At 71.6% G+C, this 24,489-nt stretch carries 19 protein-coding genes; 11 read left to right on the forward strand and 8 right to left on the reverse strand.

Annotated features, from left to right (window positions below):
- Positions 1–29 precede the first annotated feature (29 nt).
- Entirely contained in the window at positions 30–398 is a 369-nt protein-coding gene (locus AAFF41_RS36190) for a PPOX class F420-dependent oxidoreductase (RefSeq protein ID WP_097286731.1), read from the reverse strand.
- A 196-nt stretch (positions 399–594) separates the two neighbouring features.
- Here AAFF41_RS36190 and AAFF41_RS36195 point away from each other — a divergent pair, with 196 nt between their 5' ends.
- A complete protein-coding gene (locus AAFF41_RS36195) occupies positions 595–1,836 on the forward strand; it encodes an SGNH/GDSL hydrolase family protein (RefSeq protein WP_343325266.1) in 1,242 nt (413 codons plus the stop codon).
- Here the strand turns inward: AAFF41_RS36195 and AAFF41_RS36200 are convergent.
- The 3 genes from AAFF41_RS36200 to AAFF41_RS36210 form a co-directional block, all read right to left on the reverse strand.
- On the reverse strand, positions 1,833–4,145 hold the full coding sequence (locus AAFF41_RS36200; protein ID WP_343325267.1) for a glycosyl hydrolase family 95 catalytic domain-containing protein: 2,313 nt from the start codon (positions 4,143–4,145) through the stop codon (positions 1,833–1,835). The genes AAFF41_RS36195 and AAFF41_RS36200 overlap by 4 nt on opposite strands.
- Positions 4,146–4,295: 150 nt before the next feature.
- Positions 4,296–4,778, reverse strand: a complete 483-nt coding sequence (locus tag AAFF41_RS36205; protein ID WP_319750941.1) for a DUF456 domain-containing protein — start codon at positions 4,776–4,778, stop codon at positions 4,296–4,298.
- 36 nt (positions 4,779–4,814) lie between these two features.
- Positions 4,815–5,795 carry a helix-turn-helix domain-containing protein gene (locus tag AAFF41_RS36210; RefSeq protein ID WP_319750940.1) on the reverse strand — a complete coding sequence of 327 codons (981 nt, stop codon included), beginning with the start codon at positions 5,793–5,795 and terminating at the stop codon, positions 4,815–4,817.
- A 476-nt stretch (positions 5,796–6,271) separates the two neighbouring features.
- On the opposite strand from AAFF41_RS36210, the gene AAFF41_RS36215 reads away from it, so the two are divergent.
- From AAFF41_RS36215 to AAFF41_RS36225, 3 genes are all read left to right on the forward strand, one after another.
- A complete protein-coding gene (locus AAFF41_RS36215; protein ID WP_343325268.1) occupies positions 6,272–8,170 on the forward strand; it encodes a PP2C family serine/threonine-protein phosphatase in 1,899 nt (632 codons plus the stop codon).
- 81 nt (positions 8,171–8,251) lie between these two features.
- Entirely contained in the window at positions 8,252–9,994 is a 1,743-nt protein-coding gene (locus AAFF41_RS36220) for a pyruvate dehydrogenase (RefSeq protein ID WP_319750938.1), read from the forward strand.
- Between the two features lie 480 nt (positions 9,995–10,474).
- Positions 10,475–10,957: an ATP-binding protein gene (locus tag AAFF41_RS36225; RefSeq protein ID WP_343325269.1), complete on the forward strand. Its 483-nt coding sequence runs from the start codon at positions 10,475–10,477 to the stop codon at positions 10,955–10,957.
- Positions 10,958–11,021: 64 nt separating this feature from the next.
- Here the strand turns inward: AAFF41_RS36225 and AAFF41_RS36230 are convergent, their stop codons facing one another.
- Positions 11,022–12,068: a DUF2637 domain-containing protein gene (locus tag AAFF41_RS36230; protein WP_319750936.1), complete on the reverse strand. Its 1,047-nt coding sequence runs from the start codon at positions 12,066–12,068 to the stop codon at positions 11,022–11,024.
- Between the two features lie 317 nt (positions 12,069–12,385).
- A complete protein-coding gene (locus AAFF41_RS36235) occupies positions 12,386–13,264 on the reverse strand; it encodes a (2Fe-2S)-binding protein (protein WP_319750935.1) in 879 nt (292 codons plus the stop codon).
- Positions 13,265–13,420: 156 nt separating this feature from the next.
- On the opposite strand from AAFF41_RS36235, the gene AAFF41_RS36240 reads away from it, so the two are divergent.
- Positions 13,421–14,317, forward strand: coding sequence for a GntR family transcriptional regulator (locus tag AAFF41_RS36240; protein WP_388409176.1), 897 nt, complete (start codon positions 13,421–13,423; stop codon positions 14,315–14,317).
- A 132-nt stretch (positions 14,318–14,449) separates the two neighbouring features.
- Positions 14,450–14,749 carry a hypothetical protein gene (locus tag AAFF41_RS36245; protein WP_319750934.1) on the forward strand — a complete coding sequence of 100 codons (300 nt, stop codon included), beginning with the start codon at positions 14,450–14,452 and terminating at the stop codon, positions 14,747–14,749.
- A 123-nt stretch (positions 14,750–14,872) separates the two neighbouring features.
- On the opposite strand, the gene AAFF41_RS36250 is transcribed toward AAFF41_RS36245, so the two are convergent.
- The gene (locus AAFF41_RS36250) at positions 14,873–15,646 is read right to left on the reverse strand and encodes a hypothetical protein (protein ID WP_054237104.1); all 774 of its coding nucleotides are present in this window, start codon (positions 15,644–15,646) and stop codon (positions 14,873–14,875) included.
- A 149-nt stretch (positions 15,647–15,795) separates the two neighbouring features.
- Positions 15,796–17,475 carry a PucR family transcriptional regulator gene (locus tag AAFF41_RS36255; RefSeq protein ID WP_319750933.1) on the reverse strand — a complete coding sequence of 560 codons (1,680 nt, stop codon included), beginning with the start codon at positions 17,473–17,475 and terminating at the stop codon, positions 15,796–15,798.
- A 342-nt stretch (positions 17,476–17,817) separates the two neighbouring features.
- Between AAFF41_RS36255 and AAFF41_RS36260 the strand changes: the two genes are divergently transcribed.
- The 5 genes from AAFF41_RS36260 to AAFF41_RS36280 all read left to right on the forward strand — a co-directional run bounded on the left by AAFF41_RS36260 (position 17,818) and on the right by AAFF41_RS36280 (position 24,452).
- A complete protein-coding gene (locus tag AAFF41_RS36260; RefSeq protein WP_319750932.1) occupies positions 17,818–18,708 on the forward strand; it encodes an FAD binding domain-containing protein in 891 nt (296 codons plus the stop codon).
- Positions 18,708–19,292, forward strand: a complete 585-nt coding sequence (locus tag AAFF41_RS36265) for a (2Fe-2S)-binding protein (RefSeq protein WP_060901054.1) — start codon at positions 18,708–18,710, stop codon at positions 19,290–19,292. The genes AAFF41_RS36260 and AAFF41_RS36265 overlap by 1 nt, the downstream gene beginning before the upstream one ends.
- 2 nt (positions 19,293–19,294) lie before the next feature.
- Complete coding sequence (locus AAFF41_RS36270; RefSeq protein ID WP_319750931.1) at positions 19,295–21,679, forward strand: xanthine dehydrogenase family protein molybdopterin-binding subunit; 2,385 nt, start codon at positions 19,295–19,297, stop codon at positions 21,677–21,679.
- Between the two features lie 108 nt (positions 21,680–21,787).
- A complete protein-coding gene (locus AAFF41_RS36275; RefSeq protein ID WP_319750930.1) occupies positions 21,788–23,245 on the forward strand; it encodes an NCS2 family permease in 1,458 nt (485 codons plus the stop codon).
- A gap of 55 nt (positions 23,246–23,300) precedes the next feature.
- Positions 23,301–24,452: an XdhC family protein gene (locus tag AAFF41_RS36280; RefSeq protein WP_319750929.1), complete on the forward strand. Its 1,152-nt coding sequence runs from the start codon at positions 23,301–23,303 to the stop codon at positions 24,450–24,452.
- Positions 24,453–24,489: the final 37 nt, after the last annotated feature.

Raw genomic sequence — 24,489 nt, forward strand, 5'->3', positions numbered from 1 at the left:
ACCCTACCAAGCGCCGTCGAGGGCTCCGGTCAGTCCTCCAGGCCCCAGCTGTGGATGCGCCGGGGATGGACACGGATCAGCTCCTCGCTGAAGTGCGGACCCAAGTCGTGCGGGCCGGTGAGGAGTTCGGCCTCGCCCCGGATGTCGATGCCGCGCACCTTCCACGGCTGGTGGCTGACGATGTCGTCGACGACGAGCGCCACCTTCGGGTTCTTCTGCAGGTTGCGCCACTTCTTCGTGGTGCCCATCGCGTAACCGCCGATCAGAATCGTCCCGTCGTCCTGCGGGAAGAAGCCGACGGGGTTCGCCTGCGGCTGCCCGTGGGCGTCGACGGTGGCCAGCCGACCCAGCCGCTGCGTGGTGAGGTAGGCACGTTCCGCCTCGCTGAATTCGGTCATGGACGCAGCCAAACACGCCCGTGCGCGGAGCGCATCGGGTCCTGGTCCTAGGTCTCCCGCCCCAAAGGGGTTCGGACGTCGCTCTGTTCGGGACGATCGAACGATAGGTCCTACGAATCAGTGGTGCGGGTGAGACCGCACGGCCAACGGTGTGACCTTTCGTTGACGGGCCCGGCGGGCAGGGAAGCGATACCGCATGACCCGCGTGATCAAGGCTCGCCATCTCCTCACCGTCCTGGTGACCGTTCTGGCGCTCGTCCCGCCGGCCGCGAGCGCCCATGCGGGGTCCACCCCTCTCACCGCCCACGACGACGACCAGGCCCGCTGGACCGGCACCTGGGAGACCGCCCCCTCCGGAACCGCCCCCGCCCTGCCCGGCGCCTCGATCCGCAACGTCGTACACACCAGCGTCGGCGGCAGCGCCGCCCGCGTCCGCGTCTCCAACCGGCTCGGCAGCGCGCCGCTCCAGCTCGATGCCGTCACGGTCGCGTTGCAGGAGTGGGGCAGTCCCATGAGCCCGAACGCCGCCCCGGGATCGCTGCGCGTCGCCACGTTCGCCGGCCGCCGATCCGTGACGGTCCCCGTGGGGCAGGACATGGTCAGCGACCCCGTCGACCTCCCGGTTCCCGCCGACGCCAACCTCCTGATCTCGGTCCACACCCCCGCCGACTCCGGCCCGGCGACCTACCACCGCTCCGCATTCCAGGCCAACTTCCTGGCCCGCGAAGGGGACCGGACCGCCGACGAGCCCGGCACCGCGTACACCGTCACCCTCGACAACTGGTACTACGTGACCGGCGTCGACGTACTCGGCGCTCCCGCCGCGGGCAGCGTGGTCGCGCTCGGGGACTCCCTCACCGACGGCACCGGCTCGACGTACGGCGCCAACCGCCGCTGGCCCGACCTGCTCGCAGCCCGTCTGCGCACGCTGCCCGCGTACCGCCGGCTCGGTGTCCTCAACGCGGGGATCTCCGGAAACCGCCTCCTGCTGGAGAACGGTGGCCCGAGCGCCCTGACCCGTCTCGACGCCGACGCGCTCTCCCGCGCCGGGGTGCGCGCGGTGATCGTGCTGGAGGGCATCAACGACATCAAGGGCACGCCCGAGCAGAAGGATCCCCTCGCCATCGAGGACGCGTACCGCCGGATCGTGGAGCGCGCCCACGCCCGCGGGATCCGGGTCGTCGGCGCCACGATCACCCCGTACGGCGGGTACAGCGCCTATACGGAGCGCCGTGAGGCGATCCGGCTGACGGTCAACGCCTTCATCCGCAACGCCGATCTCTTCGACGCGGTCGTGGACTTCGACGCCGCCGTCCGCGACCCGGCCGACCCGCACCGCATTCTCCCCGCCTACGACCCCGGCGACCACCTCCACTTCAACGACACGGGGATGCGGGCGCTGGCCGACGACATCGACCTTGACACGCTCCTTCTCTAGGCGGGCAGCCCCCACCGGGGAGCGTCCGCGTTCGGCCGTACCGGCGTGACGGTCAGGTCCGGGCGGTCGCCCTTGGCGGTGATCAGCGCCGACTCGCCACGGCGCAGGGTGACTTGGATCGTCCCCTCGCCCACCGTCTCGTACCGCAGCTGCCGTCCCCGCCCGTCCCGCACGTCGATCGCGCCACCGATGCCGTGCCGTACGACGCAGGGCGCGCCCGCCTCGCTGACCAGCCGGACCCAGCGGGTCGCACCGCCCTTCCGTACCGCGCTGAGCAGAAAGGCGCCCTGGGTGCGGAAGTCGTGGACCGTCAGGTCCGCCCATTCGGCGGGCAGGGCCGGGAAGACCCGGACGACGCCGCCCCAGGACTGGCAGACCATGTCGTGCAGGGACTGGGCGGCCGACAGTGGGGTCTCGATGACCGGGCCCGACTCCTTGTACATGGTGTTGGGCTGGATGAAGCGGGTCATGAGCTGGCCGAGGTACTTGAGAGCGTCCTCGCCCTTGCCGAGCAGCGCGGACATCGAGGCGGCGCCCGTGAAGGTGTAGCCCTGAAGGGCGCCCTCGAAGCCCACCCAGTGCGCCAACGACTTCTCGATCAGGGCCCGTTCGTCGGGGGTGCGGCCGGTCAGCTCGTACAGCGGGTACACCGCGAGCAGATGCGAGTAGTGCCGGTGCGACTTCGCGAAGGGGATGTCCGCGCCGATCATGAAGCCGTTGGCGTCGGTCGGGTACGCCACCCGTTTGGCCAGCACCTCGCGCCAGCGTGGTGCCAACTCGTCGTCGAGTCCGAGGCGTTGGGCCGACTCCAGCAGGGTACGGCACCCCCAGGTCAGCAGCATCAGGTCGTAGTTGCAGTCGCGCGAGTTGCCGCCGTACTCGGGGGAGAAGGTGGCGGGCAGGTGCAACTTCCCGTCCGTGCCCGGCTCCAGGAAGTGCAGGTAGTAGTTGACCGCCTTGCGCAGCAGGGGGAAGAGGACGTCCCGCAGGATCGACTCGTCCATGGTGTGGCGGTAGCTGAGCCACACGTTGTGCAGGGCCCAGGTGAGGTTGCCGACCTCGGGAGTGGGCGGGTCCTGGCCGGGGATGCCGACGCCGTAGCCGGTGAGGGTGCCCGCCGCGCCGTTGACGAGCTGCGGGTCCGTGGTGCGCGGGATGCCGAGCGAGTCGGCGCGGTACCGGTCCGACACCTCCTTCGACAGATTGCCCCGGAACTCGCTCAACGCCCGGGTCACGGCGTCGAGTTCGAGATGGTTCGAGCCGTGGATCAGCCAGTACTCCAGCTGGACGTTGAGGTTCCACCAGGTGTTGGGCCAGGGCGTGGACTCCAGCCAGGGGCCGCTGGTCGCCATCACGGGCGCGTCCCGCCGGGCCGCCGACGCCGCCTTGTAGAGCTGGATCCAGTAGAAGCGCTGGATGCGCGCGTCGGGGAGGGAGAGGAAGCTCTTGCGGTAGTAGGCGTGCCACCAGGCACGGTGGGTTCCGGCCAGCAGGTCGTACGGCAGCGCCGACGCCCCGCGCACGGTGGCGAGCGCCCGGCCCAGCGCCGTGGACTTGGGATACGAGTGCGCGACATGCACGTACAGGGATCGTGTGCTGCCCCGCGTCCGCTCCCGCCACGCCGTCACATGCTGTCCACCCGACAGCAGGGGCTGTACGGCGGCGGAGACGCCGTCGTGCGTGGCGACCTCGGCGGGCGGGTTGCCCTGGTAGCCGTCCGGGAGGGGCTTGAAGTCGGCGCGCGGGCTGATCGCGTCCGCCGGGTGGAAGACCCAGCGGAAGTCGCGCTCGCCCTCGCTGGGGGTCACCTCGACGGCGAGGACCGAGCGGGAGCTGTGCACCAGGGCGCGGAGCGTGAGCGTGCCCTGGTCCGTGGTGAGCGTGCCGGTCAGTTCGGCGTCGCGCAGGCCGAGCCGCCAGTCCAGGCCCGTGATCGCGCCGACCGGCTCCAGCGTGAACCAGCCGATGGGCAGGCGGGCGAGGCCGAAGAGGGAGCCGAACTCGGGGCGGTGGTCCTGCACCTGGGAGTGCTGGACGTTGAAGCGTACGGCCGAGAAGGAACCGGTCTCCGTGCCCGGTTCGGCGTAGATCCCGGAGCCGAGGAAGCCGTTGCCGAGGTAGGGGCCCTCGTACCAGGTCTTCGGCATCCGCTGCCAGACCAGATCGGCGTCGTCGAGGACGGTACGCCAGGGGTCGGAGGTGTCCGCGTGATCGGCCGCCCGTGCCTGGGCGGGCAGGCCTCCGGCGAGCAGGGTGCCGCCGAGGGCGGATCCGGTGGCGAGGACGGTACGTCTGGACGGGCTGGGCATGCGGGTGCCTCCAGGCGGCTCTAGCGACTGCACTTCGGGCAATTCGATCGATTCATCGGAGCTATCCCGCGATGCAACGTAGAGAAGTGGCTGCAGCCCGTCAATATGAAGTGAGAGATCCGATGTGTTGCCCGCGCTGACGAGCGTGGGTCAGCCCCAGATCACCGTGGCCAGCCAGGCGGCCGTGACCAGCAGGCAGGCGATCAGCTCCGTCAGGACGTTCCAGCCGCCCGACCGCATGACCGTCCCCACCGCCGCCTTCGCCCGGCCGTGCCCGCCCAGCCGTGGCCGCTCGTAGAGATAGATCCCGCCGAGGAAGCCCGCGACCGCGCCGACCACCGGCAGCAGAATGAAACCGAGCAGTGCCCCGACCCCGGCGTACACGCCCATGCGGGGAGTGGCCCCGGCCTCCCGGAGCCGTCGGGGCGGCAGCCCCCAGCGGATCGCCTGGGCCAGCACCAGGACCACGGTCGCGCCCACCAGTACGCCCCAGGTGAGGGCCCGTGGGTCGGTGAGGGCCCACCACAGGACCGCGGCCCAGACGAGCCACGACCCCGGCACACCGGGCACCAGTACTCCGCACAGGCCGAGCACGATCACCACGCCGACCAGCAGGAGTTCCCACGCTCCCATCTGCCCAGGGTGACTGAGCGGGCGCGAAAGCGCAGGTCAGTCGCGGGCCACCCAGCCCTTCTCGTAGGCGTGCCAGCCCAGCTGGAGCCGGGTCGTGACGCCCGCCAGCTCCATCAGCCGCTTCACCCGGCGCTGTACGGTCCTGAGGCCCAGGTCGAGCTGTTTCGCGACGCTCGCGTCGGTCAGCCCGGCCAGCAGCAGGGAGAGGATCTCCAGGTCGGTGACGTCGGGGCCGTCCGGCTCCTGCTCACTGACACCCCGGCTGCCGAGCCGCAGCGGCAGCGCGTCCCGCCACACCGACTCGAACAGCCCCGACAGCAGCTCCAGGAGCCCGCTGGCGTGCACGACGAGGGCGGCGGGCTCCGCGGTGTGCGAGGTGAGCGGCACCATCGCGAGCGACCGGTCGGCGATCACCAGCTTGGTCGGCACCTTGTCCACGACCCGTACCTGCTCGTCCCGGCTGAGCGCGGCGGACAGTTCGGTGAGGCCGGTGGGCTGGTCGAGTACGGCGCGTTCGAGCACCACGCGGTAACCGACGCCCCGTCCCGCGGCCTGTTCCTCCGCGTCGTTGTCCATCCCTGAGACCACCATCGGGTTCCCGGTGACCAGCGCGCACACCTCCGTGGCCGCGCCGAGCTGGAGCTGGAGGAACCGCTGGGTGACCGCCGCCGCTCCGATCACCACCTCCACCAGGTCGTGCACGGCGGGTTCGGTGGCCTGGGCGCGGTACTCCTCGGCGAGCAGGGCGGCCGCCAGTTCCGCCTTCTCCAGCTCGTGCCGCTGCTGGGTGAGCAGTGCGCCGAGGGCGACGCCGGGCGGCGCCGCGACCCAACGTCCCGGGCGGCCCGAGGACTGGGCCGCGAGACCGTGCCGCTCCAGTCGGCGCAGGGTGCGCTCGGTGTCGTGCTCGCCGAGTGTGAGCCGCCGCGCGAGGTCGGGCACGTCGGCGGCGCCCACGGACACCAGTGCGCGGTACGCCGACTCGTGCGTCTCGTCCAGACCTATCGCTCCCAGCATGCGGCGATGCCCTCCCCAAATCCCGTTCCGGCCGTGACCTGGCGGAAATCAGCCACGGCGCAAACCCGCCTCGGCACATCATCGCCGCAGCACCCGTAACTCTGCCAAGCTCACGGCACCGCGGCAGCAACAGCCGCCCTTAATGACCGGCTTGGGCCAGACCGGCCTGCGCGGACCGGGCGGCGTGATCTTGGGAGTGGCGCCTTGGGGAGCGCGGCAGCGCGCGTCACAGGGAGAACCTCAGGGAAGCAGGTCACACTCAGGGCGCCGCCGGGCGGTTCTCCCGTGGGGGGTGGAATCGTCCGGCGGCTTCGACGCGGCGTCCATGTCGACGTGGCGTCCGACGTTTCGTCAACCCTCTCCACCCGTATGGCCGTTCGACACATCACCCGATATGCCGTTCGACTACCAGTCCCGTGGCCGGTTTTTCCGGATGCCCCGTTTTCATCCGGCTCTCGCGGTGGACAATTAGGGGCATGAGCCAGCAGGGGGAGAGGCCTACCGGTCACGAGGACGACTGGTGGGGGCAGCTGTACGACGCCACCGGGGACACGGGGCCCACGCCCGCGGCCGATTCCCTCGACGACCGCTTCGCGTCGGCCGCGGGGACGGTGGGATCGGGGTCCGCGCCACCCGAGCCGGACGGGCCTCCCGTCGTCCCCGAGCAACGGGGCGACGGCGCCACCCCGCGCGACGAGGCACTGGGCCGGCGCCCCGCCCGCTGGGACCGTGAGCCCCGGTCCGACCCACCGGACCCCTTCCTCGGCCCGACAGGACCCGCCGAGAACCTGCCCCCCTCGACGAGCGCCGATGCCGCTCCGGACCCCTCGGAGATCGAGGGCGCCGTCCCTTCGGGGAGCGGGGAGAGTGTCGGTCGCCCGGGGAGCGCGGAGGATTCCGGTCCCTTGTGGAGCGGCGGAGGCCGCGGCTCCTCGCGGAGCGGCGGGGACCTGGGCCTCCCGGGGGATGGGGAGGGATCCGGCTTCTCCCGGGGCGGCGGGGACCCGGGCCTTTCGTGGAGCAGCGGGTACCCGGGCCCCTCGGGGAGCGAGGAGGATCCCGGCCTCTCGTCGGCCGATGCGGAGCCCGGCCCGTGGTGGAGCAGGGAGGCGACCGGTTTCTCACGGGGGGGTGTGGATCCCCGCTCCTCGGGGGGTGGTGAAGAGCCCTTGCCTCCTTGGGGACCCCCGCCCGCCGACCCGCCGACCCCCGCGACCTTTCCGCCGGGACCGACGCCGCCCGGGTTCCACGCCGAGTCGCTCCGTGGCCGTACGTCCAATACGTCCAAGGAGTCGCCCGGCGCGGCGGTGCCGCCGCGCCCCACCGGGCCGCCGGATCCCGCCCCGCCCGGCGCGGCCGCCCCCGAGGACGCCCTCCCCGAGCCGGTTCTCACCGCCCCCCACCAGCCACCCCCCGTCGACCACGTCGGTTCGGGCCCGCCCACCTACGACGCCGAGCCCACCGCCCTCCCGCCCGCCGATCCGGACGACCTCGACGACCTGGTCGCCGACACCGTCCTGGACGGGGCGCGCTACGGGGCGAGCACCCTGCGCGCGGCCTCCGTGCGCGGCGACTCCGCCCGCTTCAGGGGCGAGCCCCGCCGGGACTCCCTGCTCACCGCCCGCTTCGGAGCGGGCGAGCACGCGCTGGTACTGGTGGCGATGGCGACCGGCGCCCGGGCGACCCCCGGCGCGCACCGGGCGGCGGCCGAGGCGTGCCGGTGGATCGGGCGCGCCGTGGGCCGCAGCCACGCGCGGCTGGCCGAGGACATAAGGGCGGCCCGTCGCGGCGACCTGAAGTCGGGCCTGCACCGGCTCACCGACCGCAGTCTCGGCAAGCTGCGCGCGAGCGCCGCCGAACAGGGCGTCGAACCCGAGGAGTACACCGCCGGGCTGCGCTGCCTGCTGCTCACCGGGGACCCCGAGTGCCGTACACGCGTCTTCTTCGGGGTCGGCGACGGCGGCCTGTTCCGGCTGCGGGACGGCGAGTGGCAGGACATCGAGCCGCGGGTCGCCGAGACCACCGGTGAGGCCGTGGTCGGCTTCGGATCGCTGCCGCACGAGACCCCCGAGGGCGACCGGCTCACCATGGACCTGGGCATCACCACGCCCCCGAGTCCGTACGAACCGGCCCCCGAACCCCCCCGCGAACCCTTCCGTTTCCGCGCCTCCGTCGCCCGACCGGGTGACACGCTGCTGCTGTGCACCGGCGGCCTCGCGGAGCCCCTGCGCGGGGAGCCACAGTTGTGCGAGCACCTGACGGAACGGTGGTCGGCGGCCGAGCCGCCCGGCCTCGCCGCGTTCCTGGCCGACACCCAGGTACGGGTCAAGGGATACGCCGACGACCGGACCGTCGCGGCCGTTTGGGAGGCGTAACGGCGCACCGTGTGAATTCATGGACCCGACGGACGAATAGGGACCCGCGGGATCCATGGACCACAAAGAGGTGCGTGCAGCATGGCCAAGCAGAACGTCGCCGAGCAGTTCGTCGACATCCTCGTCCGTGCGGGCGTCAAGCGCCTGTACGGCGTCGTCGGCGACAGCCTCAACCCGGTGGTGGACGCGATCCGGCGCAACGCGGCGATCGACTGGATCCACGTCCGGCACGAGGAGACAGCCGCCTTCGCCGCCGGGGCCGAGGCCCAGATCACCGGCAAGCTCGCCGCCTGCGCCGGCTCCTGCGGCCCCGGCAACCTCCACCTCATCAACGGTCTGTACGACGCCCACCGCTCCATGGCCCCGGTTCTCGCCCTCGCCTCGCACATCCCCTCCAGCGAGATCGGCCTCGGCTACTTCCAGGAGACCCACCCGGACCAGGTCTTCCGCGAGTGCAGTCACTACAACGAGATGATCTCCAACCCGAAGCAGATGCCGAGGCTCCTGCAGACCGCCATCCAGCACGCGGTGGGCCAGTCGGGTGTCAGCGTCGTCTCCCTCCCCGGCGACATCGCCTCCGAGCCCGCCCCGGACAAGGCCCTGCAGACCGCCCTCGTCACCTCCCGGCCCACGGTCCGTCCCGGCGACACCGAGATCGACGAGCTCGTCGCGATGATCGACGAGGCCGACAGAATCACGCTCTTCTGCGGCAGCGGCACGGCGGGCGCGCACGCCGAGGTCATGGAGTTCGCGGAGAAGATCAAGTCCCCGGTCGGACACGCGCTGCGAGGCAAGGAGTGGATCCAGTACGACAACCCGTATGACGTCGGTATGAGCGGCTTGCTCGGCTACGGCGCCGCCTACGAGGCCACCCACGAGTGCGACCTGCTGATCCTGCTCGGCACCGACTTTCCGTACAACGCCTTCCTCCCGGACGACGTCAAGATCGCCCAGGTCGACGTCCGGCCCGAGCGCCTGGGCCGCCGCTCCAAGCTGGATCTCGCGGTGTGGGGCGATGTGAAGGAGACCCTGCGCTGTCTGACGCCCCGGGTGAAGCCCAAGGGGAACCGTCGTTTCCTCGACAAGATGCTGAAGAAGCACGCGGACGCGCTCGAGGGTGTCGTCAAGGCGTACACGCGCAAGGTCGAGAAGCACGTGCCGATCCACCCGGAGTACGTGGCCTCCGTCCTCGACGAACTCGCCGACGAGGACGCGGTGTTCACGGTCGACACCGGGATGTGCAACGTGTGGGCGGCCCGCTACATCTCGCCCAACGGCCGCCGCCGGGTCATCGGTTCGTTCTCGCACGGTTCGATGGCGAACGCGCTGCCGATGGCGATCGGCGCCCAGTTCACCGACCGGGGCCGACAGGTCGTCTCGATGTCCGGAGACGGCGGGTTCGCCATGCTGATGGGCGACTTCCTCACCCTCGTCCAGTACGACCTGCCGGTGAAGGTCGTCCTCTTCAACAACTCCGCCCTGAGCATGGTCGAGTTGGAGATGCTGGTCGCCGGGCTGCCCTCGTACGGGACCACGAACAAGAACCCCGACTTCGGGGCCGTCGCGCGTGCGTGCGGGGCGTACGGCGTGCGCGTCGAGAAGCCCAAGGACCTCACCGGCGCCTTGAAGGCCGCCTTCAAGCACAAGGGCCCCGCCCTCGTCGACGTCGTCACCGACCCCAACGCCCTGTCCATCCCGCCGAAGATCAGCGCGGAGATGGTGACCGGGTTCGCCCTGTCGGCGTCGAAGATGGTCCTGGACGGGGGCGTCGGTCGGATGGTGCAGATGGCCCGCTCCAACCTGCGCAACGTGCCGCGTCCTTGACCGTTCCCTCGGCCCGCCACCGAGCTCCGTAAGCGGAGCGGCGACACCACCACCGAGCCCGGGCCGCCGCGCCGATTTTCCGTCGAGTACGGCCATACCCGCAGCCGAGAGTCGGTAGATGGGCCGAGCGCCCGTGGTCAACACGTCGCCCGGGAGGGGGAGGCGCCGGGTGGTGCGGGTCCGCCGGGTGTGCCGCCGCCGTGCGCCGGGGCCGAACCGTGCGCCTCAACAGGCGTTGAGCAGGGCAAGCAGGGCTTTCCACGGGGCGGATGGCCGTCGCGCGGGCCCGGCCCCGGAGAGCCCTGACGTAGGGGCGGCGGCGCCCCACGAGCCACCGTTGCGGCGCGACGCCGTGCTTCCGCTCGGGATTGGCTGGTGGTTGACCATTCGGCATGACTGCCGCGTCCCCGATGGGGCATGGATTCCCGTGAACATGTTCGATCAGGAGGGGAACCCGACATCGGCATGCAGGCGGGGGTCATGAAGAGGCAGGTACGAGGAGGCGGTCCCGTGGCCATCGGGGCCTCCTCGGCACAGGCAGTGGAGGAAGAAGCGACCGACGGTACGAGGGAACCGACCGCCGCGCAGCTCAGGCGGCGGCTGGCCAGGGCCGACCTACGGGCGGTGCCAGAGGCCCGCAGGGCGCTGAGGGAACTCTTACGGCACTGGGGGAAGCCGGAGAAGTCCGAGATAGCCGAGTTGCTGACCAGCGAACTCGTCACCAACGCCCTCATCCACACCGACCATGACGCGGTCCTGACGGCCACCGTCGGACCCCGCGGACTCCGCGTGGAGGTGAGGGACTTCGTGGGACGCAGGCCCAGACTGCGGGTACCGATCGCCGACGACGGTACGCACGGCAGAGGCCTCGTCCTGGTCCAGTCACTCGCGGACGCCTGGGGGGTACGCCCCCACGGCGTGGGCAAGTCGGTCTGGTTCGAACTGGACGGCAGCGCGGTGTAGTCACCGCGCCGCCGTAATTCCTGTCCGGGGTCCGGCCGTTCAACGGCCGGACCGCCCCGGTGTCTCAGCCGAACTGCTGCTCCAGGTCCTTGAGCTTGCGCTCCAGGGAGTCGAGTCGCGGCAGGGCCATGGTGTCGTCCTCCGCGGTGAGATCGACGGTGATCGGGTCACCACTCTTGCGGACGGGCTGAAGGGAGGGCCGTGAGCGTACGGGCAGCTCCGGCGCTATGGCAGGCTCCGCGGTGGCCTGCGCGGGAGCACGCTCCACGGTCGTCTCCAGCTGCTGCCGGCCACCGCCACCACCACGGCCGGGCAGGCCCCGGTGACCGCGGCTGAGCGCCTTGAGGTGCGCCCGCTCGACCCGCTCCTCGTTCCGCCGACGCAGACGGTTCTGCTCCTTCTGGCGCTTGTCCTCGCGGACCTCCTCGACCGCCTCGTCCAGCGTGCGGACGTTCTCCAGGAGCATCAGCGACCAGGCGCTGTACGTCTCACGGGGCGCGCGCAGCCAGCGGACGATACGGATCTGCGGCAGCGGACGCGGGACCAGGCCCTGCTCACGGAGCGCGGCACGGCGGGTCTGCTTCAGCGCCCGGTCGAACAGCACGGCGGCCGACAGGGACATGCCCGCGAAGAACTGGGGAGCGCCCGAGTGATCCACACCCCGCGGAGCGTGCACCCAGTTGAACCAGGCGGCGGCACCGGCGAAGGTCCACACGAGTATCCGGGAGCCGAGCGCCGCGTCACCGTGGCTGGCCTCGCGCACGGCGAGGACGGAGCAGAACATGGCCGCGCCGTCCAGACCGAACGGGACGAGGTACTCCCACCCGTCGGTGAGTCCGAGGTTCTGCTGGCCGAAGCCGACGAGGCCGTGGAAGGAGAGTGCCGCGGCGACCGCGGCACAGCAGAAGAGCAGCACATAGGAGGCCGTGCCGTAGACGGCTTCCTTGCGCCTGCGACGCTCCTCGCTGCGCTCCCACGAGTCGTCGTTGTTGCTGCTCGCGTTCTCCCCGGACCGCTTGCTGCGCGCGAGCACCGCCACCGCCGCCAGCAGTCCCAGGAGCAAAACGGCGCCCGGAAGCAGCCAGTTCAGCGATATGTCGGTCAATCTCATCTGGGGTCCCTTGCATTGGGATAGGGCGTAACGCCCGCCATATTGGCCCACGCCCGTCGACCCTCAGGGGGTTTCGGGGCAAGAGGCCGCCAAGAGAGTGCAAGGGGATGCGCAGGGCGACATTCTGCTCGAACTGCCGCACGAGGGACGGGAGCTGAGTGCGAATAAGATTACCCGTACGGATGGTTCTACGGAAAGTTCCTGCGACAAGTGAGGAATTTGTGAAGTGCCTGTCATCTGTCGGGCACCCGTCGGGAGTCTCAATCGGAGTTGATCTTAGAGCACCCGGGAGGCCCGTCCGTACGGCGGGGCGGGGCTCAATCCGTCGCGGTGGCCGACAACTTGGCGATGCGGTCCGTGTCGCAGGTGCGCGGGCAGTTGACGCAGGTTTCCTCGGGACGCAGGGTGTAGAAGAAGCAGCAGCTCACCCGGTCGCGGGTGGGCAGGGATGCCCCGTTCGGGCCGCTCAGCTCACGGAACGCGGCGGAACCGACGTACGGCAGGGTGGTCCCCGGCAGCAGCAGCTCCAGCTCGCGCCGCGCGCGCCGTTCCTCGCCGAGCAGTCCGGCGACGTACCAGAGCCCCTCGACGACCTCGTCGGTCGCCATGCCCCACAGAGCCCGGCCACGGCGCCGCGTGCGCGGGCCGAAGCCGCCGAGGACCGGCTCCAGGTGTTCGGCCGCCGCCGCCCGCACCTCGGCCCGCAGCGCCTCCTCGTCCGGGACGACCCGGGCGCCGGGCAGCCGGGCCGCCGGGTCGCCCGGCAGGCAGGCGAACTCCTCGACCCGGACCGCCATCCGGCCGAGCGCGCGCTGGAATGTGACGCGCTCCACAGGGAGGCGGGGCACCCGGCGCAGCAGGAACCACGGCACGGTGATCAGCAGACAGGCCGGCCAGGCGTACCGGTGCAGTCCGAGGCTCGCCACCACGTCCGGGCGTGCCCGCTGTCCGTAGTCCCTGATGACCTGCGCCTCGTCCCGGGCGAGGAAGGTGTCGAGGTCCGCCCCGCCCGCCGCGAGCCCGGCGGCGCCGACCCAGCCGTCGCCCTCCGGGGCCGCTTCCCCGCGTCCCAGTTCCCGCACGCTCAGCCCCGGAAAGACCTCGGCCAGCCGGATGTACGCGTCCGTGACGGCCGAGCGGGCGGGGTGGGCGCCGGTGAGGCCCAGGGTGCCGGTGGCCAGGGCGGGAGCGGACATACGGGTACCCCGCTTCACGATCGTTAAAAGGTTAGGCTTACCTTACTCTCAATGTCGGATGTTTGAACTGGGGCCATGTGCGCCTATGGTGCTTGACGGACGGGTAACAACCGCCGCAATGACCCCCAAGTACCACCAAGCCCGGAGGAGGACCCCGTGGAGCAGGCCGGTTCGCTGAGCGCGCGCGGTTCCACCGGGTCGGCGGCCCCGGACATCCGTACGGCGTCCGTCCGGGTGCCCGCACAGGCGCGGGCGGCGGACGTCGAGCGGGAGCGGGGCGTGGCCTCGGACGAGTCCCGGTCCGCCTCCGGGGCCCGTGGCGAGCACACCCACAGCGAGCCGCCCATCCCGCACCCCCGCGTGGAGAGCGCGCGCCCTGTCGAGGCCGCGCGCCCTGTCGAGGCCGCGCGCCCCATGGAGACCGCGCGCCCCGTGGTCCAGCGGGCCTCGGTCCGCGGGCAGATCCTCGACGCCCTGCGCACCGCCCTCGTCGCGGGCGAGCTCGCCCCCGGTCAGGTGTACTCGGCGCCCGTGCTCGGCGAACGCTTCGGGGTGTCCGCCACACCCGTACGCGAGGCGATGCAGCAGCTCGCCCTCGAAGGCGCCGTCGAGGTCGTACCGAACCGGGGCTTCCGGGTCGTCCGGCGCGGGACGCGCGAGCTGGCCGAACTCGCCGAGATCCGCGCCCTCCTCGAAGTGCCGGTGGTGCTGCGCCTCGCCCGCACGGTGCCCGCCGCGCGCTGGGCCGAACTGCGCCCGCTCGCCGAGGCGGCGGCGCGTGCCGCATCCACGGGGTGCCGTGCCACCTACGCCGAGTGCGACCGCGCCTTCCACCACGCGATCCTCGCCCTCGCCGGCAACGACCAGCTCGTGCAGATCGCCGACGACCTGCACCGCCGCGCCCAGTGGCCCCTCGTCGGCGGCCCCGTCCCGCGTGGCCGCGCGGACCTCATGGCCGACGCCGCCGAGCACCTCGCCCTCCTGGACGCCCTGACGGCCCAGGACCTCCCGGCCGTCCAGTCCCTCGTGCGAGAGCACTTCGCCGACCACTAGGTCCGGTACGTCGCCTTCCCCCGGCGGACGTCACGGCTCCGTGCGCGCCGAGCAACAGGACGCGCCGCCGGGAACCCGGACGGCTCCGCACGCGTGTCCCCCGGTACCAGCAGCACACCGGGGGAGAAGACGATGCCCGACCCGTCCTGGCAGGCGATGCAGCAAGCGCAGCAGGCCCAGCGGATCCACCAGAACCACGTACGCCACCACCGCGCGGCGCACGACATGGCCCGGGCCCACGCCCGTCACACCGGGGCGCCCCACACGCACCGCCCCGTGCCGCACACCGGCGCCCGAGGCGGCGGCCTGCGCGGTCTCCTGGTCCTGATCGTCATCGTCGGGGTCGTGGTCTACGTCGCCCACGACCCCGAACTGCGCACCACGGTGGGGAACTTCGCCCGCGACCTCCTGGGACACGTCCAGAGCAACTGACCCGGTCCGGTGAACGCGGAGGAGTGCGGCACCCCTTCAGGGGCGCGGGGCCGTGACACCTGCGGCTCCGCCGCACGGGCGCGACCAGCCACGACGAATCCGCAGTCTCCCCACACCACAACCTCAAGCCGTCGCGGCAGGCGGAGTGAGTTGCCGCGCCAGCCACGTCGGCACACCCCCGAGCAACCGGAACAACCGTCCCGCCTCCGCCCGCAACCGAGTCGCCTCCGGCTCGGTCTCGGCATCCGCGAGCGAGGCCAGTGCCGGAGCCGTGCCCACCAAGTACCCCAACTCCTCCCGGATCCGCAGGGATTCGGCGAACCCGTGCCGCGCCTCGGCCAACTCCCCGTCCCGCAGGGCGAGTCCGGCAAGGTGCCGCCAGGTGAAGGAGAGCAGGAGCGGGTCGGCCTGGGCGACAGCGCCCGCGTGGGCACGCCGGTACGCGGCCCGCGCGGCCTGCGGCGACTGCGCGAGGTTCTCGGCGAGCAGCCCGCGCCGGAAGTCCAGCAGCGCCCGCCCCGGCGCCCCCGGGGCGATCAGCGCGGCGGCCCGCCCGAGCGCGGCCCGCGCCTCGTCCGCCCGGTCGCGCACCCCGAGCAGCGTGGCCGCGTACGCGAGCTGCCCGCGCTCACAGGCCGCCGCCCCGCGCTCGTCGTCGCTCTGGGCCACCGCCTCCGCCGTTCGCAGCGCGTCCTCCGCCTCGGCCCAGCCCTGCTCGGTGTACAGGCACCGCTCCACGAGGAGCGAGGCTCTCTGCAGTGCGGGACCCGCCGTCCCGGGCTGGAGCAGTGCGGCCGCGTCGACCCAGCAGGCGCGCGAGCGCAGCCGCCATACCGCGGTCTGGAGTGGATCGTCCCCTGCGTTCGTTCCGGAACCAGACATGGCGGTATGCGCCACGTTGCCCTCCCCGAGCACGCCATTGAGCTGTTGAGTGGTGGCATCTCAGCACGGATCGCGGCACCCGGCCAAGGGGGTGGGTGAAGGATTTCACAAAGTCGTGGGACTGGTGCGGCACTTGCTGACACGCGCCGCACGGACCCGTGACCTCAGCTCATGCGCAACGCGAGGAAGAAGTCGAGCTTGTCCTCGAGGCGGGAGAGGTCCCGGCCCGTCAACTGTTCGATGCGGCCCACCCGGTAGCGCAGTGTGTTGACGTGCAGGTGGAGCCGCGTGGCGCAGCGCGTCCAGGAGCCGTCGCAGTCGAGGAACGCCTCCAGGGTGGGGATGAGTTCGGCGCGGTGGCGGCGGTCGTAGTCCCGGAGCGGGTCGAGCAGGCGCGCGGTGAAGGCGCGGCGTACGTCGTCCGGCACGAAGGGCAGCAGGAGGACGTGCGAGGCCAGCTCCTGGTGCCCGGCCGCGCAGACCCGGCCGGGGCGGGCGGCGGCGACCCGGCGCGCGTGCCGGGCCTCCTCCAGGGCGCCACGCAGCCCCTCGGCCGAGTGCACGGCGGCGCTGACGCCGAGCGTGAGCCGCCCGTCGTCGTTCAGGCCGGCCGACAGCGGGTCGCGTACGGCCTCCAGAAGGGCGTCCGCGAGGATGCCCGCCTCGGAGCCGTCGTGTTCCGCGGAGACCGCCGGAAGAGGGACGAGCGCGATCGCCTCCTCACCCGTATGGGCGACGGCGATCCGGTCGGAGTGCTCGGGACCGCTGGTCAGCGGGTCGACGAGGATCTCCTCCAGGAGCGACTGGGCGACCGGCCCGCCCTCGATCCCGCCCCCCACTTCGTCCCACTCGACGCGGGCCACCACCACCTGCCAGTGCGGTGCGGCGCCGAGCCCGGGCAGCAGCACCGGCGCGGCGACGCGCAGCCGGGCCGCGATCTCCGCGGGGGCCGCCCCCGTCTGCACCAGTTCGAGGACCTCCTGCGCGAGTCGGCGCCGTACCGTGCGCGCCGCGTCCCGCCGGTCCCGCTCGACCGCGATCAGCTGGGTGACGCCCTGGAGCAGGTCGAGCCGCTCCGCGGGCCAGTCCCCGGCGTCCGCCTCGACCGCGAGCAGCCAGTCGGAGAGCACCGTCTCGCGCACATCGCGGGAGGCGGCCGCGGAGCGCCCGGAGGAGCGGATCGGGAAGAGGGAGTAGGTCGTCGTACCCACGAGCACCCGGTGCGGTCCGCGCCGCCCGGTGCGCGCCGCCGCGAGGTGCTCCGCGGCCAGCTTCGCGGACACGTCCGCGGGCAGCGCGGCCCCGGCGAGCTTCGAACCGGCGATGGGGCGTCCGGTGGGGGAGAGCACCCAGGCCCGCAGGTCCAGGTCGGTGCCGAGCAGGTCGAGGACCACGTCGGGGCCGCCGCCCGCCGGGCCGGACGTCATCATCCGCCGGTGCCGGTCCACCACGGCCGCGAGGTCCCCGGCGCGCTCGCCCGAGACCTGTCGTACGACATGCTCGGTGATCGTCGCGAACGCCACCGACTCGTGCACGGCGAACAGCGGCAGCCGGTGCCGGACGCAGGCCAGGACGAGGTCCTCCGGGACGTCGCCGAGCTCCGCCTCACCGGCGGCGAGGGCCGCGACCCCGGCCGCCGCCAGGATCCGTACGAAGGGCTCGGAGTCCGCGGCGCCGTGCCGCCAGGCGAGCCCGGTGAGGACCAGCTCGCCGCCGGAGAGGTAGCGGCTGGGGTCCTTGAGGTCCGTGGTCATCACACCGCGTACCGTGCGGTCCAGCTCGTCCTCGCCGCCGAGCAGCCGCAGGCCCAGCGCGTCGGTGTCCAGCAGTGCGCGCAGCCGCATTCTCGTCGCCGCCGTTCTTGTCTCGAAATCTACGATGGATCTGAAGGTGAGCAATGGGCGAGCGGGTCCGCGAGCCGTACTCCCTGGTCCCAGCGTGTGCTGGATGTTTCCTGTCGTTTCCATAGGAAAACGAGGAGGTTACTGATGACCTCCGTTCATACGAATCTACAAGATGACCGCCCTGGCCAGCCAACTCCTTCATGGTTTCGGTGACTGACCCCGGTGGAGGACAGCGCGGTGTACTGACCTCACTCCACGTGAACAACTCATGAACGAGCCCGGGCCGCCGCACACGATCTGGCTTGATCAGAACGACCCACGATACGAAGAAGAGAGCCACTCATGGACTTCCTTCGCCCCGCCAGCTGGGAGGAGGCGCTCGCCGCGAAGGCCGAGCACCCCACCGCTGTGCCGATTGCGGGTGGCACCGATGTGATGGTCGAGATCAACTTCGATCACCGCCGGCCCGAGTACCTCCTCGACCTGAACCGCGTCGGCGAGCTGAGCGAGTGGGAGGTCGGCGCCGAGAGCGTGCGCCTGGGCGCCTCCGTCCCGTACACCCGGATCATGGAGAACCTCCGCGGCGAGCTTCCCGGCCTGGCCCTGGCCTCCCACACCGTGGCCTCTCCCCAGATCCGCAACCGCGGCGGCGTCGGCGGCAACCTCGGCACCGCCTCCCCGGCCGGCGACGCCCACCCCGCCCTGCTCGCGGCCGGCGCCGAGGTCGAGGCCGAGTCCGTACGGGGATCGCGTCTGATCCCGATCGACGCGTTCTACACCGGCGTGAAGCGCAACGCGCTCGCGCCCGACGAGCTGATCCGCGCCGTCCACATCAAGAAGGCCGACGGCCCCCAGCAGTACTCCAAGGTCGGCACCCGCAACGCCATGGTGATCGCGGTCTGCGCCTTCGGCCTGGCCCTGCACCCCGAGACGCGTACGGTCCGCACCGGCATCGGCTCCGCCGCGCCGACCCCCGTCCGGGCGAGGGCCGCCGAGGAGTTCCTGAACGCGGCGCTCGACGAGGGCGGGTTCTGGGACAACGGAAAGATCATCACCCCGTCGGTCGCCAAGCAGTTCGCGGACCTCTGCTCCGCCGCCTGCAACCCGATCGACGACGTCCGGGGCACCGCGAGCTACCGCCGCCACGCGGTCGGCATCATGGCCCGCCGCACCCTGACCTGGACCTGGGAGTCGTACCGCGGCACCGCCGCTCACACGGAGGGAGTCGCGTAATGCGTGTCAATTTCACGGTCAACGGCCGTCCCCAGGAAGCCGACGACGTGTGGGAGGGCGAGTCCCTGCTGTACGTGTTGCGCGAGCGCCTGGGCCTGCCCGGCTCCAAGAACGCCTGCGAGCAGGGCGAGTGCGGTTCCTGCACGGTCCGTCTGGACGGCGTGCCGGTGTGCTCGTGTCTGGTCGCGGCCGGCCAGGTCGAGGGCCGCGAGGTCGTCACTGTCGAGGGCCTCGCGGAGTTCGCCAAGCAGCGCGCGGAGCACGGCGGTTGCGCCACCGGCTCCTGCGGCACCTCGCTGGACGAGGCCAGGCGCTGGGAGTCGAAGCCCCAGGACTCCCACACCGGCGAGGGTGGACAACTCTCGCCGATCCAGCAGGCGTTCATCGACGCCGGCGCCGTCCAGTGCGGCTTCTGCACCCCGGGTCTGCTGGTCGCCGCCGACGAGATGCTGGAGCGCAACCCCACGCCGACCGACGCGGACATCCGCGAGGCGCTCTCCGGCAACCTGTGCCGGTGCACCGGCTACGAGAAGATCATGGACGCGGTCCGCCTCGCGGCCGCCCGGCAGTCCGAGGCGGTCTGACCATGGGAACCACGGGTACACCCACCAACCTCACGCAGGGCTCCAGGACCAGGGGCGGCATCGGCGAGTCGACACTGCGCCCGGACGGCATCCTCAAGGTCACCGGCGAGTTCGCGTACTCGTCCGACATGTGGCACGAGGACATGCTCTGGGGCCAGATCCTGCGCTCCACGGTCGCCCACGCCGAGATCGTCTCCATCGACACCGGTGAGGCCCTCGCGACGCCCGGTGTCCACGCCGTCATGACGTACGACGACCTGCCGACCGAGGTGAAGAACTACGGCCTGGAGATCCAGGACACCCCGGTCCTCGCGCACGGCAAGGTCCGCCACCACGGTGAGCCGGTCGCGATCGTCGCCGCCGACCACCCGGAGACCGCGCGCCGCGCCGCCGCCAAGATCAAGGTGGAGTACCGCGAGCTGCCGGTCATCACGGACGAGGCGTCCGCGACCGCGCCGGACGCGATCCTCATCCACGAGAACCGCGACGACCACCACATCGGCCACGTCCCGCACCCCAACATCGTGCACCGCCAGCCGATCGTCCGCGGCAACGTCGAAGAGGCCGCCAAGAAGGCCGACTTCGTCGTCAAGGGCGAGTACACCTTCGGCATGCAGGACCAGGCGTTCCTGGGCCCCGAGTCCGGTCTCGCCGTGCCCGCCGAGGACGGTGGCGTCGACCTCTACATCGCCACCCAGTGGCTGCACTCCGACCTGCGCCAGATCGCGCCCGTCCTGGGCCTGCCCGAGGACAAGGTCCGGATGACGCTCTCGGGCGTCGGCGGCGCGTTCGGCGGACGCGAGGACCTGTCGATGCAGATCCACGCCTGTCTGCTCGCCCTGCGCACCGGCAAGCCCGTCAAGATCGTCTACAACCGTTTCGAGTCCTTCTTCGGGCACGTCCACCGCCACCCCGCGAAGCTCTACTACGAGCACGGGGCGACCAAGGACGGCAAGCTCACCCACCTGAAGGCCCGGATCGTCCTGGACGGCGGCGCCTACGCCTCCGCCTCCCCCGCGGTCGTCGGCAACGCCTCCTCGCTGGGCGCGGGCCCGTACGTCGTCGACGACGTCGACATCGAGGCCATCGCCCTCTACACCAACAACCCGCCCTGCGGCGCGATGCGTGGCTTCGGCGCGGTCCAGGCCTGCTTCGCCTACGAGGCCCAGATGGACAAGCTCGCCGACAAGGTGGGCATGGACCGGGTGGCCTTCCGTCAGCTCAACGCGATGGAGCAGGGGACCGTCATGCCGACCGGGCAGGTCGTCGACTCGCCGGCCCCGGTCGCCGAACTCCTGCGCCGGGTCAAGGCGATGCCGCTGCCGCCGGAGCAGCAGTGGCTCGCCGCCGGCGAGGCGGCCGACGTACGGCAGCTGCCGGGCGGCCTCTCCAACACCACGCACGGCGAGGGCGTCGTACGCGGTGTCGGCTACGCGGTCGGCATCAAGAACGTCGGCTTCTCCGAAGGCTTCGACGACTACTCGACGGCCAAGGTCCGCATGGAGGTCGTCGGCGGCGAGCCGGTCGCGACCGTGCACACCGCGATGGCCGAGGTCGGCCAGGGCGGTGTCACCGTCCACGCGCAGATCGCCCGCACCGAGCTGGGCGTCGCCCGGGTGACCATCCAGCCTGCCGACACCCAGGTGGGCAGCGCCGGTTCGACGTCCGCGTCCCGGCAGACGTACGTCACCGGTGGCGCCGTCAAGAACTCCTGCGAGCTCGTCCGTGAGAAGGTCCTGGAGCTGGGCCGCCGCAAGTTCGGTACGTACCACCCCGCTTGGGCGACCGCGGAGCTGCTCCTGGAGGGCGGCAAGGTCGTCACCGACGGCGGCGAGGTCCTCTCCGACCTGGTGGACGTGCTCGGCGACGAGTCCGTCGAGATCGAGGCCGAGTGGCGGCACCGCCCGACCGAGGCCTTCGACCTCCGTACCGGACAGGGCTTCGGCCACGTCCAGTACACGTTCGCCGCGCACCGCGCGGTGGTCGAGGTCGACACCGAACTCGGGCTGGTCAAGGTCATCGAGCTGGCCTGCGCCCAGGACGTCGGCAAGGCGCTCAACCCGCTGTCCGTCGTCGGCCAGATCCAGGGTGGCACCACCCAGGGCCTGGGCATCGCGGTCATGGAGGAGATCATCGTCGACCCCAAGACCGCGAAGGTGCGCAACCCCTCCTTCACGGACTATCTGATCCCCACGATTCTCGACACGCCGACCATCCCGGTCGACGTGCTCGAACTCGCCGACGACCACGCCCCGTACGGGCTCCGTGGCATCGGCGAGGCCCCGACCCTGTCGTCCACCCCGGCCGTCCTCGCGGCGATCCGGAACGCGACGGGTCTGGAGCTCAACAGGACGCCGGTACGTCCCGAGCACCTGACCGGCAAGTAACCCTCTGTTCGTCTCGGGCCGTCCCCCGGGTCGTGCACATCCCAAATCCCGCAGCGACCACCGTGGTCGCCGGCGCGGGTGCCCCTGTGAACCTTGGGAGATGGCACCATGACCCAGCAGTCAGTGGAGCCCAGGACCGTCGCCGACGACGCGGGTGCGGGTACCCGCGTCCCGGCCGGGCGGTCCTGGCTCGACCGTTACTTCCACATATCCCAGCGGGGATCCACGGTCGCGCGTGAGGTGCGCGGCGGCGTCACCACCTTCATGGCGATGGCGTACATCCTCCTGCTCAACCCCCTGATCCTGTCCGGCAAGGACGCGGCGGGGCATACGCTCGGCCAGAACGCGCTGATCACCGCGACCGCGTTCGCGGCGGCCTTCAGCACGCTCCTGATGGGCTTCTTCGGCAAGGTGCCCCTGGCCCTCGCCGCCGGACTCTCCGTCTCCGGAGTGCTCTCCTCGCAGGTCGCCCCGCAGATGACCTGGCCGCAGGCCATGGGCATGTGTGTGATGTACGGAGCGGTCATCATGCTCCTGGTCGTCACCGGCCTGCGCGAGATGATCATGAACGCGATCCCGCTGGCGCTGAAGCACGCCATCACCATGGGCATCGGCCTGTTCGTCGCGCTGATCGGCTTCTACAAGGCCGGTTTCGTGCACCAGGGGAAGTCCACCCCGGTCACCCTCGGCCCGGCCGGTGAACTCGCCGGCTGGCCGGTCCTGCTCTTCGCCGCCACGCTGCTCGCCATCTTCATGCTCCAGGCACGCGGCATCCCCGGTGCGATCCTGATCGGCATCGTCGGCGGCACCGTACTCGCCGTGGTCCTCAACGCCCTCGGGGTCATCGCCCCCAAGCAGTGGGTGAGCGGTGCCCCCGAACTGCACGGCAGCGCGGTCTCGATGCCGGACTTCTCACTCTTCGGCAAGGTCGAGTTCGGCGGCTGGGGCGACGTCGGAGTGATGACGGTCGGCATGATCGTGTTCACGCTCGTCCTCGCCGGGTTCTTCGACGCGATGGCCACCATCATCGGCGTCGGCACGGAGGCGGGGCTCGCCGACGCGCAGGGCCGGATGCCGGGCCTGTCCAAGGCGCTGTTCATCGACGGCGCGGGCGGAGCGGTCGGCGGGGTCGCGGGAGCGTCGGGCCAGACGGTCTTCGTCGAATCGGCGACCGGGGTCGGCGAGGGTGCCCGTACGGGCCTCTCCTCCGTCGTCACCGGCCTGTTCTTCGCGGCGTGTCTCTTCTTCACCCCGCTGACGGCGATCGTCCCCGGCGAGGTCGCGGCGGCGGCACTGGTCGTCATCGGCGCCATGATGATGATGAACGCCCGCCATGTGGACTGGGCCGACCGCGCCACCGCGATCCCGGTCTTCCTGACCGTCGTCGTCATGCCGTTCACGTACTCCATCACCGCGGGCGTCGCGGCCGGAGTGCTGTCGTACGTCGCGATCAAGATCGCCCAGGGCAAGGCCCGGGAGATCGGGGCGTTCATGTGGGGCCTGGCGGCGATCTTCCTCGTCTTCTTCGCCCTGAATCCGATCGAGAGCTGGATGGGCGTGCACTGACACGCCCCTTCGGGTCGACGACCCTCCACGCACCCCCTGTTAAGGAGACAGAGACATGCTGGACATCGCCGAAGAGCTGCACCGGTGGGTCGAGCAGGGACGCGACTTCGCCGTGGCCACCGTGGTGGCCGTCAGCGGCAGCGCGCCCCGCCGGCCCGGCGCGGCACTCGCCGTCGACTCCGACGGCACGGCGATCGGCTCGGTCTCCGGCGGGTGCGTGGAGGGCGCGGTCTACGACCTGTGCCGGCAGGCGCTCGAGGACGGCGAGAGTGTCCTGGAGCGCTTCGGATACAGCGACGAGGACGCCTTCGCCGTCGGTCTGACCTGCGGCGGCATCATCGACATTCTCGTCACGCCGGTCCGGGTGGCCGACCCCGCCCGGCCGGTGCTCGGCGCCGCGCTGGCCGCCGCCGCGAGGGGGGAGGCGGCGGCGGTCGCGCGGATCGTCGACGGCCCCGCCGAACTGCGGGGCCGGGCGCTGCTCGTCCGCCCCGACGGCTCGTACGAGGGCGGCTTCGGCGCCCATCCCGAGCTGGACCGCACGGTGGCCGGCGAGGCGGGCGCCTTCCTGGACGCGGGCCGCACCGGCACCCTGGAGATCGGAGAGCAGGGCTCTCGTTGCGGAGCACCGCTCACGGTTCTCGTCGAGTCGTCCGTGCCGCCCCCGCGCATGATCGTGTTCGGCGCGATCGACTTCGCGTCAGCACTGGTCCGCATGGGCAAGTTCCTCGGATACCGCGTCACGGTGTGCGACGCCCGCCCGGTCTTCGCGACCGCCACCCGCTTCCCCGACGCCGACGAGATCGTCGTCGAGTGGCCCCACACGTACCTGGAGCGCACGGAGGTGGACGCCCGGACCGTCCTGTGCGTCCTCACCCACGACGCCAAGTTCGACGTACCGCTGCTGCGGCTCGCGCTGCGGCTTCCGGTCGCGTACGTCGGCGCGATGGGCTCCCGGCGCACGCACCTGGACCGCAACGACCGGCTGCGCGAAGTCGGCGTCACCGAGCTGGAGTTGGCGCGTCTCAGGTCCCCCATCGGCCTCGACCTGGGCGCCCGCACCCCGGAGGAGACGGCCCTGTCCATCGCCTCGGAGATCGTGGCCGACCGGCGCGGGGGGAGCGGGGTGTCGCTCACCGGGGCACACACGCCGATCCACCACGACGCGACGTCCGTTCCGGCGCGGCGGATCGGGTCGGTGGCCTGAGCCGGGCCGGTGCCGGGGGAGCGCGGGGGTGATGCGG

This window comes from Streptomyces mirabilis, from assembly GCF_039503195.1.
Taxonomy (GTDB): domain Bacteria; phylum Actinomycetota; class Actinomycetes; order Streptomycetales; family Streptomycetaceae; genus Streptomyces; species Streptomyces mirabilis_D.

What these genes read in the sequence shown, in the direction of transcription:
- AAFF41_RS36260 (WP_319750932.1), top strand. Translation starts at nt 17,818, where the DNA reads ATGGACTTCCTTCGCCCCGCCAGCTGGGAGGAGGCGCTCGCCGCGAAG.
- AAFF41_RS36195 (WP_343325266.1), top strand. Translation starts at nt 595, where the DNA reads ATGACCCGCGTGATCAAGGCTCGCCATCTCCTCACCGTCCTGGTGACC.
- AAFF41_RS36210 (WP_319750940.1), bottom strand. Translation starts at nt 5,795, where the DNA reads ATGCTGGGAGCGATAGGTCTGGACGAGACGCACGAGTCGGCGTACCGC.
- AAFF41_RS36220 (WP_319750938.1), top strand. Translation starts at nt 8,252, where the DNA reads ATGGCCAAGCAGAACGTCGCCGAGCAGTTCGTCGACATCCTCGTCCGT.
- AAFF41_RS36190 (WP_097286731.1), bottom strand. Translation starts at nt 398, where the DNA reads ATGACCGAATTCAGCGAGGCGGAACGTGCCTACCTCACCACGCAGCGG.
- AAFF41_RS36265 (WP_060901054.1), top strand. Translation starts at nt 18,708, where the DNA reads ATGCGTGTCAATTTCACGGTCAACGGCCGTCCCCAGGAAGCCGACGAC.
- AAFF41_RS36280 (WP_319750929.1), top strand. Translation starts at nt 23,301, where the DNA reads ATGCTGGACATCGCCGAAGAGCTGCACCGGTGGGTCGAGCAGGGACGC.
- AAFF41_RS36270 (WP_319750931.1), top strand. Translation starts at nt 19,295, where the DNA reads ATGGGAACCACGGGTACACCCACCAACCTCACGCAGGGCTCCAGGACC.
- AAFF41_RS36275 (WP_319750930.1), top strand. Translation starts at nt 21,788, where the DNA reads ATGACCCAGCAGTCAGTGGAGCCCAGGACCGTCGCCGACGACGCGGGT.
- AAFF41_RS36225 (WP_343325269.1), top strand. Translation starts at nt 10,475, where the DNA reads ATGAAGAGGCAGGTACGAGGAGGCGGTCCCGTGGCCATCGGGGCCTCC.
- AAFF41_RS36205 (WP_319750941.1), bottom strand. Translation starts at nt 4,778, where the DNA reads ATGGGAGCGTGGGAACTCCTGCTGGTCGGCGTGGTGATCGTGCTCGGC.
- AAFF41_RS36215 (WP_343325268.1), top strand. Translation starts at nt 6,272, where the DNA reads ATGAGCCAGCAGGGGGAGAGGCCTACCGGTCACGAGGACGACTGGTGG.
- AAFF41_RS36235 (WP_319750935.1), bottom strand. Translation starts at nt 13,264, where the DNA reads ATGTCCGCTCCCGCCCTGGCCACCGGCACCCTGGGCCTCACCGGCGCC.
- AAFF41_RS36245 (WP_319750934.1), top strand. Translation starts at nt 14,450, where the DNA reads ATGCCCGACCCGTCCTGGCAGGCGATGCAGCAAGCGCAGCAGGCCCAG.
- AAFF41_RS36255 (WP_319750933.1), bottom strand. Translation starts at nt 17,475, where the DNA reads ATGCGGCTGCGCGCACTGCTGGACACCGACGCGCTGGGCCTGCGGCTG.
- AAFF41_RS36200 (WP_343325267.1), bottom strand. Translation starts at nt 4,145, where the DNA reads ATGCCCAGCCCGTCCAGACGTACCGTCCTCGCCACCGGATCCGCCCTC.
- AAFF41_RS36230 (WP_319750936.1), bottom strand. Translation starts at nt 12,068, where the DNA reads ATGAGATTGACCGACATATCGCTGAACTGGCTGCTTCCGGGCGCCGTT.